General features: G+C 47.3%; 13 protein-coding genes. 2 read left to right on the forward strand and 11 right to left on the reverse strand.

The annotated features are described in order from the left end of the window. Positions 1–732: 732 nt before the first annotated feature. A complete protein-coding gene (locus BLT91_RS22600) occupies positions 733–5,283 on the forward strand; it encodes a glutamate synthase-related protein (RefSeq protein ID WP_254777079.1) in 4,551 nt (1,516 codons plus the stop codon). A 150-nt stretch (positions 5,284–5,433) separates the two neighbouring features. Next, positions 5,434–5,559, forward strand: coding sequence for a DUF6254 family protein (locus tag BLT91_RS33055; protein WP_254777080.1), 126 nt, complete (start codon positions 5,434–5,436; stop codon positions 5,557–5,559). A gap of 124 nt (positions 5,560–5,683) precedes the next feature. On the opposite strand, the gene BLT91_RS33060 is transcribed toward BLT91_RS33055, so the two are convergent. The 11 genes from BLT91_RS33060 to BLT91_RS22660 form a co-directional block, all read right to left on the reverse strand. Next, positions 5,684–5,905, reverse strand: a complete 222-nt coding sequence (locus BLT91_RS33060; RefSeq protein WP_090825177.1) for an ATP-binding domain-containing protein — start codon at positions 5,903–5,905, stop codon at positions 5,684–5,686. A 457-nt stretch (positions 5,906–6,362) separates the two neighbouring features. Then, complete coding sequence (locus tag BLT91_RS22615; RefSeq protein ID WP_217635268.1) at positions 6,363–7,262, reverse strand: DinB family protein; 900 nt, start codon at positions 7,260–7,262, stop codon at positions 6,363–6,365. Positions 7,263–7,329: 67 nt separating this feature from the next. Beyond that, a complete protein-coding gene (locus tag BLT91_RS22620; RefSeq protein ID WP_090825180.1) occupies positions 7,330–7,992 on the reverse strand; it encodes a bifunctional 2-keto-4-hydroxyglutarate aldolase/2-keto-3-deoxy-6-phosphogluconate aldolase in 663 nt (220 codons plus the stop codon). 27 nt (positions 7,993–8,019) lie between these two features. After that, positions 8,020–8,997, reverse strand: a complete 978-nt coding sequence (locus tag BLT91_RS22625; RefSeq protein ID WP_090825181.1) for a sugar kinase — start codon at positions 8,995–8,997, stop codon at positions 8,020–8,022. Positions 8,998–9,422: 425 nt separating this feature from the next. Further along, on the reverse strand, positions 9,423–10,283 hold the full coding sequence (locus BLT91_RS22630; protein ID WP_090825182.1) for an inositol monophosphatase family protein: 861 nt from the start codon (positions 10,281–10,283) through the stop codon (positions 9,423–9,425). Positions 10,284–10,496: 213 nt separating this feature from the next. Then, positions 10,497–11,267, reverse strand: a complete 771-nt coding sequence (gene fabI / locus BLT91_RS22635; protein WP_090825183.1) for an enoyl-ACP reductase FabI — start codon at positions 11,265–11,267, stop codon at positions 10,497–10,499. A 99-nt stretch (positions 11,268–11,366) separates the two neighbouring features. Continuing rightward, a complete protein-coding gene (gene uvsE / locus BLT91_RS22640; protein ID WP_090825184.1) occupies positions 11,367–12,356 on the reverse strand; it encodes a UV DNA damage repair endonuclease UvsE in 990 nt (329 codons plus the stop codon). 88 nt (positions 12,357–12,444) lie between these two features. Next, positions 12,445–12,762, reverse strand: a complete 318-nt coding sequence (locus tag BLT91_RS22645; protein WP_090825185.1) for a hypothetical protein — start codon at positions 12,760–12,762, stop codon at positions 12,445–12,447. Positions 12,763–12,955: 193 nt separating this feature from the next. Further along, positions 12,956–13,273 carry a hypothetical protein gene (locus BLT91_RS22650; RefSeq protein WP_090825187.1) on the reverse strand — a complete coding sequence of 106 codons (318 nt, stop codon included), beginning with the start codon at positions 13,271–13,273 and terminating at the stop codon, positions 12,956–12,958. 6 nt (positions 13,274–13,279) lie between these two features. Beyond that, on the reverse strand, positions 13,280–14,425 hold the full coding sequence (locus BLT91_RS22655) for a D-alanine--D-alanine ligase (RefSeq protein WP_090825189.1): 1,146 nt from the start codon (positions 14,423–14,425) through the stop codon (positions 13,280–13,282). Positions 14,426–14,460: 35 nt separating this feature from the next. Next, positions 14,461–15,480, reverse strand: coding sequence for an amidase domain-containing protein (locus BLT91_RS22660; RefSeq protein WP_090825191.1), 1,020 nt, complete (start codon positions 15,478–15,480; stop codon positions 14,461–14,463). Between the last annotated feature and the right edge of the window lie 74 nt (positions 15,481–15,554).

The following is a 15,554-nucleotide window of genomic DNA, read 5'->3' on the forward strand; positions in this document are numbered from 1 at the left end:
TACTCAGTAATCTACTGTACTTTTTGCATCTCATTTTTTATGAGTCTGGTTATGCCGTCTTAATGCTGCATTATTACCCATTACTTGTATGGGTGTACGTTAAGATAACTTGGAGTAGCTAGCCCTTTGCATTGATCGTTCATGCAGCCAATCAGTCAATCGTGCAAAAAGTACAGCTAATCACGCTAATTCCCCCATTGCCCCCATCACCAAACATGTCCCAGAAACGAACTATGATCCTGTCAGGATCATAGTTCGTTCGTATTTTACGGGTACCCCAAGCCAGGAATAAACTGGTTTTATTCACCATTATGCAGAAAAGGTAACGCTTACATTCGTGTTTTCGTTCTGCAACTATTGTCGGATCAACTTTTTCATGCTATTCTAAGATTACTTTTACCCTTTTCCCGAAATGGCTAGTTTTCACAGTATTTTCCTAGAAAGTTAGGGCACGATTTACAAATTATTTATTGATTTTTGTGCGTAATGCCTTACTTTAATACGGGGCGATTAGAGCCTTATGTCAGGGGATTTATTTCTTTGAAATTGGCGAACTATTCAGTTAAATTGCATTTTTATTCATATTCTTGCATGTTTCGTTTTTGACCACTTTGTGGTGATTCATTGAAAATGCTTGGGGTTGCGGGCTCAATTGGCCTGAATGCAAGAAACGTAGTGCAAGAGGAGTTTAAATATGTATGGGAGGTGACGGTCAGGCGACTGACCAGAGCAATGAATGAATTGATGCGTAATGAAGGCCGTTTTCAAGATCTACTAGGAACCGAACACGACAGCTGCGGTATTATTTGTATTATTGAAAAGAATGGTCATCCTTCCCGTGATAATATCCAAAAGACGATTGATGCCCTTGTAAAAATGGAACATCGTTCGGGTTTTATCAACGGTGAAGGCGACGGTTGCGGTATTTTAACGGACATTCCACGTGCTCTTTGGGAAAAGAAATTAACAGATGCGGGCCTTGACGGCAAACTTGCCTATGATAACCGTTTTTCTGTTGGACATATCTTTGTTCCGCGCAATCTTGACCTGACCGTTACCGAAATGCAAAATGGCATCCGTGAGCTCTTTGCTTCCCATGATGTATCCATCATTCTCGAGCAAGAGAATCAAGTCGATAGCAGCGTTCTAGGTGCTAATGGTTTGAACGACGAGCCTACATTCTGGCAAATCGCAGCGATTAGCAACAAGACTGAAGGTCAAGTGGCCGATCACCTTTTTGAACTCCATATCACTATTGAAGATCGTTACAACGTTCACGTTGCAACCCTTAGCAATGTTACATCTGCCTACAAAGTATTAGGAGCAGCAAGCATTCTTCCTAGATACTTTAACGATACACGTGACCCCTTATTTGCTTCTCAGGTTACAATCGGTCATAACCGTTATTCGACGAACACATTGTCCAGCTTCTTCCGCGTTCAACCGTTCTCCCTGCTCGGGCACAATGGTGAAATTAACACGGTTAAGAAACTTCGTATTGAAGCAGACATGGTTGGTGTTCCACTCGTTAGCGGCGGTTCTGACTCCCAAGACATGAACAGAACGATTGAAACGTTCATTCACCGTTTTGGACTTTCCCTTTTTGAAGCAATGGAAATGGTGTTCCCTCCTATTATTAATGAAATGAAACAGTTCCGTCCGGAACTTCAAGATTTATATGTGTACTACCGTCAAGTATGGGGTCATTTTGCACAAGGTCCTGCGGGTATCGTTTCCCGTTACGGCAACGAATGTATTTTTAGCGTGGATGCACTTGGTCTTCGTCCAGTGTGGATGGTTGAAAGTGATACATCCCTTTACTTCTCTTCGGAGCAAGGTGTTATTATGGTTGGCGAAATGGTGGCTGATCCGAAACCTATCGCACCAGGTGAAAAAGTCGGCGTTGTACTCACACCAGGCGAACACATTCAAGTGATTCCTTACCATGAAGTACAAGGTTTAGTGTACGAGCGCGCAAGCAAACGTCTGAATATTAGCGGTCTTCGGAAATATCTGAATCCTGTCAAGACAGAAACACAAGCTGAGCTCAATGAAAACATGATAGCGACTGATCAATTGTACAGTGCCTTTGGTTGGGATCGTGACGGTATTCAACACATCGAAACGATGTCCGAAACAGGTGCTGAACCCATCCGCTCACTAGGTCATGATTCACCTCACGCAGCACTTGCTTGGGAACGCCAGAACGTGCCTGACTTCATTAAAGAAAGCGTAGCTGTTGTAACGAATCCAGCGATCGACCGCGACCGCGAAATGGAGCATTTTTCCACACGTGTCATTGCCGGTTCTCGTACACCAGTTTATGCCCAGGTTGATGGAAACCTGAGACTTGAGCTTCTGGCTCCACTTGTACTCGAAGGTACGAATGGCGTAGATAGCGAAGAGCATCTGTCCCAACCTTCTTATGAGCAATTGCTAGCCCTGTTCCGTGCCCAAGGAGATAATGCTGTAGCTGAACTTTCCACTACTTTCGCCAGAGGAACTTCTCTGAGTGATGGCTTGGAAAAGTTAGCTGCTGACGCTATCGCTGCTGCTCGTGCCGGTGCTGCACTCATCGTTCTCGACGATGCTGACGCTCATCAAAATGACCGTTTGTGGCTTGAGCCGCATCTCGCTGTTTCCAAAATAGATATCGCACTTCGTGCGGAGAAACTCGGTTTCGGCGATAACCTGCGCCGCCATGTTACTTTGATCCTGCGTTCCGCTGCGATTCGCAGCTTGCATGATATCGCTGTAGCTTGTGGTCTTGGTGCCGACGTTATTTCACCTTACCTCTTGTTCTCTACGGCTTCCGATAAAGAAGGCAACGCAGCTGCAGCACGCAAAGTGTATACAGCACTAACCAAAGGTCTGGAGAAAGTAATCTCCACGATCGGTACTCATGAGCTACGCGGTTATACACGGTTCTTCTCCTCTATCGGCTTTCACCCCGAAGTTGCTGAGGTGCTGGATATCGTGAACTACCTCGGTAGTAAAAAAGCCGGAACTGGCTTTGCCCAGCTCGAAGCGGATAGTGAAGCTCGTTACAACGATTTCAGCAATCCGAAGGCAAAAGCGGCGAAAAACTTCCGTTTCTTCCAACGTATGTGGAAAGCATTAGGCGATGCCGCTTCAGGTGCCGCTCCTTATAGCGACTACCGCGACAAGCTGCGTGAAGAAGAGATAAAGAACCCGATTTCCATTCGCCACATTGCTGGTTTCAACACCCAGAAAGCACTGAGCGAAGGCCGTAAGCCACTCGATCCGTCACAAGTCGATATTTCTATTGGCGGTCATTCCTTGCCGATGTTGATTTCCTCCATGTCATTCGGTTCACAGAACGAAACTGCTTTCCGTGCTTACGCTGAAGCCGGCGAACGCCTGAACATGGTAACCATGAACGGCGAAGGCGGAGAGATTAAAGATATGCTCGGCCGTTACAAAAAAACGCGTGGTGCGCAAGTGGCATCCGGACGTTTCGGTGTTAACGTAGAACTAGCTAACGCCGTTGCTTTCCTTGAAATCAAAATCGGTCAAGGAGCCAAACCGGGTGAAGGCGGTCATTTACCAGGATCCAAAGTAACAGCTAAAATCGCTGCTGCTCGTAACGCAACCATTGGTTCAGACCTGATCTCTCCTTCCAACAACCATGATATTTACTCGATCGAGGATTTGGCGCAAATCATTTCCGAGCTCAAAGAAGGAAGCGGACGTAAGGCGAAAATTATCGTTAAAATCCCCGTTGTTCCAGGTATCGGGACCATTGCAGTGGGTGTTGCTAAAGCAGGCGCTGACGTTATTACTCTTTCCGGTTTTGACGGCGGTACAGGTGCGGCTCGTATTCACTCCTTGACTCACGTTGGTCTTCCGACGGAGATCGGTACGAAGCTTGCTCACGTTGCTCTGATTGAAGCTGGTCTTCGTCACCGCGTTGAGCTGTGGTCTGATGGCGGTCTGAAATCCGGAGCTGACGTTGTTAAAATGGTTATGCTCGGTGCGAACCGTGCAGGATTCGGTAGTATCGCAATGCAATCAATCGGCTGTACAACTTGCCGTGGCTGTCACTTAGACACTTGTCACGTTGGTATCGCTACACAAATTGATTCCATGGAAGAAGCAGAAGAGAAAGGTCTTCGCCGTTTTGTGCCTCGTCAACTTGATCTAGCTGTGGATAGCTTGGTTCGTTTGTTTGGTTCGATGGGTGAAGAAGTACGTGAAGTCGTAGCATCCCTTGGTTTCAAAAGCCTGCAAGAACTCGTTGGCCGTTCCGATCTATTGGAACAAATTAGCCACGTAGATCGTATTGATCTGTCCGATATCCTTCGTCCAGCTCCACTGCAGTTCATCTCCGCTGCTGAAAGAGCCATGGAAGAAGTTGCTGTATCGTCCGATATCCGCATTGCCGCTGGCGCAGAAGGCCAAGAATTCTTCCCAGAATCCCTGGCGATGGATGCTCCAATCGTACGCAACTGGTCCAAAGTGGATGCCGAGTCCCGAATTCTCGGAGCTCGTTACTCCAGCCATCGCGTAAGAGATCGTTTCGACGGCAGTTATGATGAATTACCAGCAATCTCGCTGAACTTGACGGATGGTTCCGTTCCAGGTAACGGTCTTGCCGCATTCAATGCTCGTGGCGTAGACATTACCGTTCATGGTGGTGCTGAGGATGGTCTTGGTAAAATGGCCTTCGGCGGTAAAGTGGCAATTATTAAATCCCTTGGCAAAAACAATACGTTCATTAACGGCAGCGTTGGTAAATCGTTTGGTTACGGCGCACAAAAAGGCTTGTTCTTGATTCAAGGCAGTGCAGATACACGTGCATGTATCCGTTTCTCAGGGGCTGACGTTGTGTTCGGTGGCGAAATCACGACTCCTCTACGAGATGAGCTTGGCGGACTTGCTGCTCGTGCGAACCTCAAAGGCTTCGCGTTCGAGTACATGACAAACGGCCGTGCCGTTGTTATGGGCGATCCAGGTCCATGGATTTGCGCTGGTATGACAGGCGGCGTGATTTACCAACGTCTCGTACCAGAAATGGGTCTAGATCAAGCAGCGATCGAACGACGTATTGCCAAAGGCGCGAAAGTTAAACTCGAGACAATTGGCGTACAAAGCAAAAAAGATCTTACTGAGTTGCTCACAGCTTACCACGCTGAGCTTGCTAAGTCCGGTCAATCCGATGCAGCAGCGAAAATCGATGGTTTGCTAAGCAATCTTGAAGCTAACTTCATCCGTATCTCTCCAGTTAACATGCAAGCTGACCAATCGGTTGCAACGGAATAGATAACAAAAAAAGCCTCTACAGGACCTTTGCTGGTCTTGTGGAGCTTTTTTGTTTAGCGAGAAAATTGTACCGTCGCTGCATAAAATACGCGTACTCTTCACATTTTATAAGTGCAACACCCATCCGCATACCATAGGAGGTTTTTTGCTATGAGCCACTCGAAACGCCGCGATGAAGCTGCATGGAAAAGCCGCAAACAAGCTCAACATCCGCATGGTAAGGTGAAGGCTCTGGAGGAATTCGCCAGTGAGTACGACGCGGACCAAAAGAAGTAACTAAGTAAATCCCCTCCAACGTCGAAAGAGGGACCAACACAAAGCAACCCGACGATCCCGTTTCTGCTGAAACCGGGTTGTCGGGTTCTTTGATGTTGAGAATGCGGTAACATTATCTCTCTCGCTATACACCATCTGTGTAAATGTAAGTGCTAGGCGGTTGATTCATAATGAACCGACATGAGTCCCCTAGCGTGAAAATACATAGCTCATGCATAGCCCTTGTGCAAGCGGTGTAGAACAGCTTGCGGTCATTTTCATGCCCGTACTGATGATGGGAACCGTCATAGATAAGTACGGCGTCGAACTCCACTCCCTTCGCGAGATACGAAGGGATGATGAGCACGCCCGGCTAGAAGGTCGGGCTGTGTTTAGTGATGAATCCCAGTGGCACTTGCAGCTGGGCTCCAGGGCTTGATGCGCGAGCTTGCTCTCGCTCGCGGTTCTCGCAATGATCGCGATGGAGGCATAGCCTTCGCCGAGCAGCCGAGTAACCTCGGCTGCCAGCAGGCTATGCAGCGATCCGCGATCGCCGGTCTTGATCACCCGCGTCACTTCATCCCAATAATGCTTGCGAATTTCAACAACGTCCGAATGAACCTGGCCAACCTGATCTTCCAGCTCAATTATTTTTGTATACATCTTTGCTGCTACTTCTTGAACTCTCTGCTCCTCTGCTGTCCAGTCCTGCTCAGTTAGATTCATAACAACGCCTCTTTTCCTAACATGTAAAATGCGATTTGATTTCCTTGCCTAAAATCAACAATAAACCCAGGTCATTTTTTGACCTGGGTTTTTCTGCATCAACATCCATTTTGCTCCCGAATCCGCTCCACGGTCCTTATATGATGTTTTGCATGGCCTGCCATCATTTTAAGCAGTTTCGCAACGGACTCTTCGCGATCCTTTGTTATTACTGTCCGTCCAAGCGCATCAGGCAAATGTTCACACATTCCAAGTATATGCTGCCTTAAGGCACGAAACAGCTGCACTTCATTTTTGATCGGCCTGCTCTGATAATGCAGCCCAACGCTCCAATCATCCTGTGAGAAGCTATTGCCCTGGTACGAACGCCCCGGCTCCGCTAGTGCGAATTTCACTTTGTGAATCGTGACGAGTTCTAAATCAATCAGATGAAGCACTTGTTCGCGAATCGACCATTTACCCGGCGCTTCCGTTAAATTGAGCTGCTCATCTGATAAGCCATCTAAGGCGCATTCCAACTCGTCTGCTCCGTCTGCGTACATCTCTACAATCTCATCATTCGATGCTAATAACTCCTCCCAATAAACGAAAGTGTACCCATCTATGGTAGGAACAAAAATCTTACGAATATGCCCCGTTTCTTCTTCTTTTCGCAGCCCGCTGCATCCGTTTTTTTGCAAGCTTTTTTCCACTTCGTTCACAGAGGTAACACCTATATATACGAGATCTCCGATCTGTGGGCAGGCAGGCTTAGGTTGCAACCAGTGAGATAGGTGAGACGCCTGCCATTCAGGCTCCTGCTTGATAAGCTGATCTCTTTGTATTAAAACAACTTCATAGTTGATCAAAATTCGCAGCAGCGCCGCATGGCCAGAAGCTTCAGTCTCCACTAATTCCCAACCCAACTGCTTCGTATAAAAGGACATCGATGCCTGAAGATTATCAACCTGCAGCAGCAGCTTCGCTTTCCCATGATCCATCGTTTTCTTTCCTTTCATCGTCAGACTACTATCCAACTTCAAAAAAATACGCTCCGTCATACTTTCGACGGAGCGTGCGTATTTCCTACTTCTTGGCCGCTTGATAAGCCTCGATATATTGAGCCGCCTTCTTGGCAACAAGGCTGTAATTGCCTGTTTTGACGGCCTCGCTGGTCAAATCGGAACCAATGCCGACGGCAACAGCGCCGGCCTGAATCCATTCGCCAAGGTTGCTCAGCGAAACGCCTCCGGTTGGCATAATGTTCGCTTGCGGAAGCGGACCTTTAATGGCCTTAATCATCGCGGGCGAGTAGAGATTGCCCGGGAACAGCTTCACAATATCGACGCCGAGCTCTAGCGCCGTCTGGATTTCCTGAATCGTCATGCAGCCCGGCATGACGGGCACACGGTAACGGTTGCAGAGGGCAACCGTGTTCGGGTTAAGCGATGGGCCGACGACGAACTCGGCCCCACTCAGGATCGCGGCACGAGCCGTCTCGGGGTCTAGGGCTGTGCCCACCCCGATGATCGCGTATTTAGCCGCGTCCTGCGCTGTGCTCGAGTAGCGCTTCGCTAGCTCCTCGATTGCACGCAGCGCGAAAGGTACGGTCATTGTGACTTCAATGACCTTAATACCGCCAGCAATGGCTTGATCGGCCATTTCGACGACCTCTTCTGGCGTATCGCCGCGCAGAACGGCAACAACGCCTTCACTTGATATTTGCTGAACAAGTTTAATTTTTTTCACCGAAATCTTCCCTTCTATTTCAAGCATTTAACGTTCAATATGTTTAACATCGTTAAGAATCGCTTCCACTTCTTCCCAAGTTGGAGCACCTTCCCAGTCACCTTCTGTCTGAACGATCAAGGAGCCTACGAGATTTCCGATTCGCACAGCTTCCGCATAATCGTACTCTTTTAACAAGCCAACCAAAAAGCCCGCACAAAAGCCATCACCCGCTCCAACCGTATCGACCACATGCTCCGCTTTGAAATAAGGAACAGCTGTAATCGTGTCAGGAGTTACGACGTACGTCTCCCTTTCTCCACCTTTGACTATGGATACAGCAGATAATTCGCGCAGCTTGTTCACGATCACATCCCAGTCTTCTGTCTGGTAAAGCAGCTTCAATTCATCTAGACCTGGTAAGAAAATATCAGATATCTTAGCAAGCTCGAGCAGCACGGGACGCGCGTCTTCAATACTCCAGAGCTTCAAACGTAAATTGGGATCAAAACTAACCTTGACGCCATGCTTACGAGCAATTCGAATAGCTTCGAACGCAGCCTCTTTACAAGACTCGCTCAAGGCTGGAGTGATGCCTGTAACATGCAAAATCTTGGCATGAGCGATATAAGCCTCATCCAAATGCTTCGCGTTCATTTGACTAGCTGCTGAATGTTTGCGATAGTAATACACCGAGGTTTTACCCATGAGTACTTCGCGCATCATAAGCCCAGTAGGTGCTTCCGCTGTCAGTTCAGCACGGGAAACATCGACACCTTCGCCACGAATTTTTTTGAAAATCATACGTCCTAATGGATCCTTGCCTAATCGTCCAAACCAGCCCACCTTACCCCCAAGCCGGGAGATGCCAATCGCTACATTACTTTCCGCACCGCCAAACAAGCTGTGAAGCTCAGAAGAGTATTCCAAACCCTTTCCTCCTGATGGCATAAGCAGCGCCATGGTTTCTCCAAAAGTGACGATTTCCGGGCCAGTTATCGGTTGAGATTGTGTATTCGTCGTCATAGAAACTCTCCATCCATTTCCCGATTACGCGAGCGCGCATCCTATTAATTGAAACGTTTAAATAACTAATATATCTCACATTATAGTGCATATTAACCGTTTACACCAGATTTAGAGATTAGAATCAACTTACAAGCTTTTCTCTCCAGCGCTAGTTAGAAAAACCAAGGCTCTGCCTCAGGTTCCTCTGTCTAAACTCATTAGATGGAAATAATCCTGTTAATATTTTCATCTGATCGCCTATCAACCTAATAATTGGAGATTTTCCCGATAATTTCTTTAGCAGGAGGATTTCCATTTAAACACTGGACACAGTCTCCTATTTGCAACAAATAAGCATATACGCCACTGAGAAAAATTATGTTTCATTAAATTTATTCTAAAAAAAAGAGCCACCTAAGTGACTCCTCCTCTATATCCCTATGCTAGAAACCTGTCGCTTCCGCTCTTGCCAGCTCTTGCTGTAGTTCATCATGGATCTGTCCATTGGTTGCCAGTACATTACGAACAGCCAAGTTGTACGGTTTACCTTCCGTATCCGTAACATGGCCGCCTGACTCTTGAATCAATAATGCTCCCGCTGCTATGTCCCAAGAATTCAGGCCAATCTCCCAGAAGCCGCTGAGACGTCCCGCTGCCACATAAGCCAGGTGAAGCGCAGCTGAACCGGCCATACGAATATTGCGCACCTTCGGCGATAACGCCTGAATACCCTTGAGGTTAATAGGCAAGGCCCCGTTACGATCGGCCGGAAACCCGGTAGCCACCAGACTGCCTGACAGCTCATTTTCAAGCGATACTACCGTCTTTATGCCATGCATGTAAGCGCCTTTCCCTTTCTCTGCGACGAACAGCTCGTCATGTGATGGGTCGTACACCACACCAACAATAACCTCTCCCTTATGTGCTAGTGCAATAGAAACGGAGAAGAACGGAAAGCCATGAACAAAATTGGTCGTTCCATCGATTGGATCTACGATCCAGAGATATTCTTCCTCGCTCATGGCTTGAAGAGCTCTGGCTGAAGCCTCCGGGCCGGGCTCCACACCTTCCTCACCTAGAATGGAGTGGTCGGGGAAATGTGTCATGATCAGATTACGAATGAGCTTCTCTGAGCCTTTATCCACTTCTGTGACCAAATCTTGCGAAGAGAATTTTGTATCGACGCTATTGATATCCCCCAGTTTACTCTTAATCCATTGTCCGGCTTTGGCTGCTGTGTTAATGGCCACTGCCGTAAAGCTTTTACTGCCTACGACGAACGGTTCCGCCTCACCATTTACCATTTATATCAACTCTTTCTTTTCTTTAATTTAATTAGTAATTTCAGTATAGTAAATTATACGTTTTAAATACTAGTGCGTTTCATCCCAAAATATTCGTATATTTTTACATTTTTTTCTCAAGATGAGCATTTTTTCATATATTAAAGCATAAAAAATCCGCATTGCCGCCTAGGCAATACGGATCATGACCCTGTAAATCAATGGGAAGATTCTTTAGATTCCGATGATATGATATCCACCATCAACATAGATAACTTCGCCAGTGATACCGCGGGATAGGTTGCTCATGAGGAACATGGCAGTGTCGCCCACTTCGGCTGTATCCGTCGTTTTACGAAGCGGAGCTTTCTCTTCCACTTGGCGCAGGATCGAGTTGAAGTCCTTGATGCCTTTGGCAGCCAAGGTACGAATAGGCCCCGCCGAGATGCCGTTCACGCGGATGCCGAATTGGCCGAGGTCAGCCGCCAGGTAGCGCACGCTAGCTTCCAGCGCTGCTTTGGCAACGCCCATGACATTATAGTTCTTCATCGCGCGCTCAGCGCCGAGGTAAGTCATTGTCATGATACTGCCGCCCTCTGTCATCAGCGGATAGATCCGTTTCGAAACCGCTACAAGCGAGTACGCGCTGATATCATGTGCTAAAGCGAAACCATCACGGGATGTGTCGACGAATAGCCCGTCCAGCTCTTCGGTTTTGGCAAAAGCGATACTATGTACAAGACCATGAAGCACACCGAACTTCTCTTTAAGTGTAGATGCTAGCGTTTCGATCTCAGCATCCACGGTTACGTTACAAGGCATTAATGTCGAGCCTGGAATCGTGTCTGCGAGCTTGCGCACGCGTTCCTCAACACGCTCATTTTCAAACGTAAACACAAGATTGGCCCCTTGTGCTGCTAAAGATTGAGCAATGGCCCAGGCGATGCTTCGATCGTTGGCAACACCCATAACAAGTATATTTTTTCCGGCTAACAGTTGACTCATGGTAGTAAAACCCCTCTCAACATTGGATTATGCGACGTTTGTTCCCATTCTCCAAAGTACCCCATTTTGTCCAACAATTCAAGGATTAAATCTGAACCGTTATAGCCGAATCGAAGCTTGATCAAGAACGGAAACTCCCTCTTGCTTCTTGAGGTCGTCCATAAGACGAAATAACGCATCATCCTTCCTCTTGGCTTCAATCATAATATCTAGCCTTGGCGTGATTGGAGCAATCGCCTTAAGGAATTCGTAAAGTGGGCCTACCTCCACATAGTCTGCATGACTTCTTGGATCGCTTTCACTTTTCGGGCTTGAAACGTGAATTTTCGGAGGGAGTGAGGCTGCATCGGCATCTGAATGCTCACTCTCGGATCTCAACCACGTTTGTTGGATCCGCGGCCAGAGATCTGTCGCATTCTCTCCGTTATTATTCACCGCATGATGATGAACATCCAGCACCATAGGCGCTCCCACCGCTTCAGCGATATCCAGCGTCTCGCGCGCGTTGAAGGTTTTATCATCATTCTCAAGAGTGATCCGCTCCTGAATTTCAGGACGCAGCGCGGAAAAGTTCTCAATAAATCGCTTAGCTGCTTTCACTTTATCGCCGTAGGATCCACCTACATGAATATTGCACATGGCTTCCAAGCCTAACCCCATCGCATTAAACATAGCGGAATGCCGTTCCAGATCCTCTACTGATTTCTGCAGTACATTTTCCTTTGGCGTACTCAGAACTGTGAAATGATCCGGATGAAAGCTGACTCGCATCCCTGACTGCTTGGCATAACTGCCAAGTTCTTCAAATTCAGCAGATAGCGTGGGGATCGGGTCCCAGTCACCTAGCATCTCATGTCCAATTAAAGGTATTAGCTTGGAGGAAAAGCGAAACACCTTGATGTCATGCGCACGGTTATGCCTTAGCAATCTAAGTGTATTATGAAGATTTTCGGCACCGAGTCGCTCTAGCTTCCGAATGGCCGCATCGCGATCCAGAAGCTTGCTGAAGTTCGTGACTGTCATTGTTTTGGATGGTGAAGCGTTCTTGACCACCGTTGACATTGCCACATACCCAAGGCGAATTATCATGTAAGTGTAACCTCCAAAATGAGTATGTAAAAATTCCCTTCATAGGGTACCCTCTGGGTCAGCAACACATACACATCTCACCTTAGGTTTAGGATGAAATGGCTGCAATGATTTTGAAGCTGATAAAAGCTGATATCGCCAGAGGTAACGTACTGAGCATAAGCATACCAATCTTGGTCCCTCGGTCTTCTTTTCGCAAAATAATATAGTTTCCTATAAACCAAATCAACAAGTAAACACATAGTGCTCCTAGAGCCAAATACCGGTCATGCAGCGTTGGCCGCGACATAAAGCCATAGAAACCAAAAATCATATAAATGATGGCATAAGGCGTTGGTATCCCTAAACCGATATTAAAAAGCCAGTAGGCCATAAACTTTCTGTCTTTGAAAACCGTTTGTCTCATCGTCTTCACGCCTCCAATCCGAAATCTACTAGGAAAATTGTAGCCCTTTTATCTGGATAGAAGAAGTACTAACTTCTAGTAGTACCGGTGATGTGCTATCCTGGGACCGGAGCAGTAGAGGCGATAAACATGAATATTCTTATATATATAAAATAGACACCATCCGAATCGGACGATGCCTTCCTACTACTGCTTATGCTTGCTCGCCAAAAAACATCTCGTAAGCAAGCGAGGTCTGAATCCGAGCCTCTTCTTCCGTGAGCCGGCGAATGAGCTCCATCTCCACCTGCGTCACTTCTTCCCCTTGGAAATTAATTTCCGCAATGGAAGCAACGATTTTAACAATCGCAATTGCTTGATTTTCAGGTGTGTACGCAATGACCTTCTGGCCGGTTGGGAAGACGCGGAAACCGCTCTTCACCATTTTGCCGCGGCCGTACTCTAGTAGCTCATAGAGCTCCTGCGCGGACTTGAACTTGCAGACAGAATTGAACTCCGTTTGAAATCCCATTTGCATCTACTCCACATCAAAAGAATATTGGATACTTTGCTTCGCTTTATGCCGTTCGATGGCCAGACGGATGAGATCGTCCAGCAGCTCTGTGTATGGTTTACCGGTTTCTTTCCATAGCAGCGGATACATGCTGAATGGAGTGAAGCCCGGCATCGTGTTAATTTCGTTGATATAGATCTTCTGGTCGATTTTGCCTAGGAAAAAGTCTACACGCGATAAGCCGCTGCCATCCACAGCCAAGAACGCCTGAACAGCCAGCTGTCTGATCTGTTCAGACGTTTCTGCCGGGATATCCGCAGGGATAATCATCGCTGAATTGCCGTCCATATATTTAGCTTTGTAGTCGTAAAATTCGTTCGAGGGCACGATTTCACCGGCAACAGATGCAATGGGTTCATCATTGCCTAGAACGGCTACCTCGATCTCACGGGCATCGATATTTTCTTCAACAATGACTTTACGATCGTATTGGAAGGCGAAATTGACCGCTTTAATTAACTCTTGTTGATTTCTTGCTTTGGAAATACCGACACTGGAGCCTAGATTAGCCGGCTTCACGAAGCATGGATAACCGATAGCCGTTTCGAGCTCGACCAGATGATACGCGCGATTCTTTTCCCACTCGGTTCGAGTGAAATGGCGGAATATACACTGTGGAAGCCCCTCTTGTGCGAAAATCTTCTTCATCATGACTTTATCCATACCTACGGCTGATGCAAGCACGCCCGCACCCACATATGGAATATTCGCCATCTCAAGCAATCCTTGAATCGTCCCGTCTTCACCGAATGTACCATGTAAAAGCGGGAAAATAACGTCTAAGCCCGTGTCCATAGATCCAGCAGGATTCGTTGATGCAATGGACACATCGCCCCTCGTCTGAATAGCGCCGAATATCGGCGCTATTGCGTTAGAAGCATGCGCGGCTGCGTCGGCTCCGCTGCTAAAAGTCAGTACTTCCTTTGATTCAGCTGGACCTAGTAGAGGCGAACCGCTTCTCCACTCCCCCTTTTTAGATATATAAAACGGTGTAACCTCATATTTATTGAAGTCAACGGCTTTCATAACCGCCAGCGCTGTTTGCAAGGACACGTCATGCTCTCCGGATTTCCCCCCATAAATTAGTCCAACTCGAATTTTGCCGCTCATTACGTACCTCCGTCTAGTATTTCTTTACTTACCTATCACATCTCATCAGCAACTCGAAAGAAAACGTACTTCGTCCGCTCCGTCCAAGCAGGTGAATCCTTATAAGCCCAGTAGCGATTACGGCTGTTATATGTGTGTGCATTGACCAGCGGCATCCCGTTGGCATCTTTGGCTATAACTATGGTATTGTGCTGGTAACGGCCATCGCCGTCCCAATCGTAGCTAATTGTATCTCCCGGCTGAAGCTCGCTCGGATCGTTTACGGCATGACCGTGCAGACCTTTACGGCTGTGCGAAAGGAATGTTTGTAAAGTATTGGCTACCGCCCAGCTAAAACTCCAAAGCTCTTGATTGCCTTTTTTACCGGCATACCACCAGCCCAAATCCCTTTTCCCAGTATAGTTCATTGGAGCCCCCCCTGCAAAGAGGCATTGAGATACAAAGTTCGTGCAATCCACTTCAAATTCCTCGTACTTGGGGTTCGGGGTTTGCCACCATGTTTCTGCATATTGAGCCGCTTTGGCTCGATTATAAATGATTTTGCGCGGAATGGATTCCTGAGCCCCGCTGTTGAGTATACTATGATTTATATAAGGAAGGGAGGGCGCTCTGCGCACCCCCTCTAGAAACTCTTCTTGATCAGGCAAAAAGAAGCCTCGCGGCTTGCTCGGAAGCGACTTTTCGGCATGGAGAGGCTCAGCACGTCTGACTTGCCAGCGGCTCGCCGCGCTTTCAATCATCACACGTTCAGGTTCAATACGCTCCTCAAGGTGGTCAATAGATCCAATCTGATAGTGTAAAAAACGATGAAGCTGGATATCCGCAATAATCCCTTGAGCCGATTCTTTGACACCGGTGAGACGCAGCTTCGTTTCTCCACGCAGCAGCTTAGCATCACGATCGCGGTAACTGTCCAGGAACCTGCGAATCCTGATATCCTGTTTACGTACATAAGCGCTGTCAGAGACAAAAGCTTCCATCGGTGCCGCAGAGCCTTCAAGCTCTGCCTGATTCTTTGCGTGAACGTAATTGTAGAGCGCTGTTTTCCAGGACATCTTGGTTACCCTCCTTAGAACTTTGTTGAACAGGTATGATTACTTTTGGACGAGCCCGAATTGCTTTGAATTGA

Origin of the sequence: Paenibacillus sp. yr247 (assembly GCF_900103825.1) — a bacterium.
GTDB lineage: Bacteria > Bacillota > Bacilli > Paenibacillales > NBRC-103111 > Paenibacillus_E.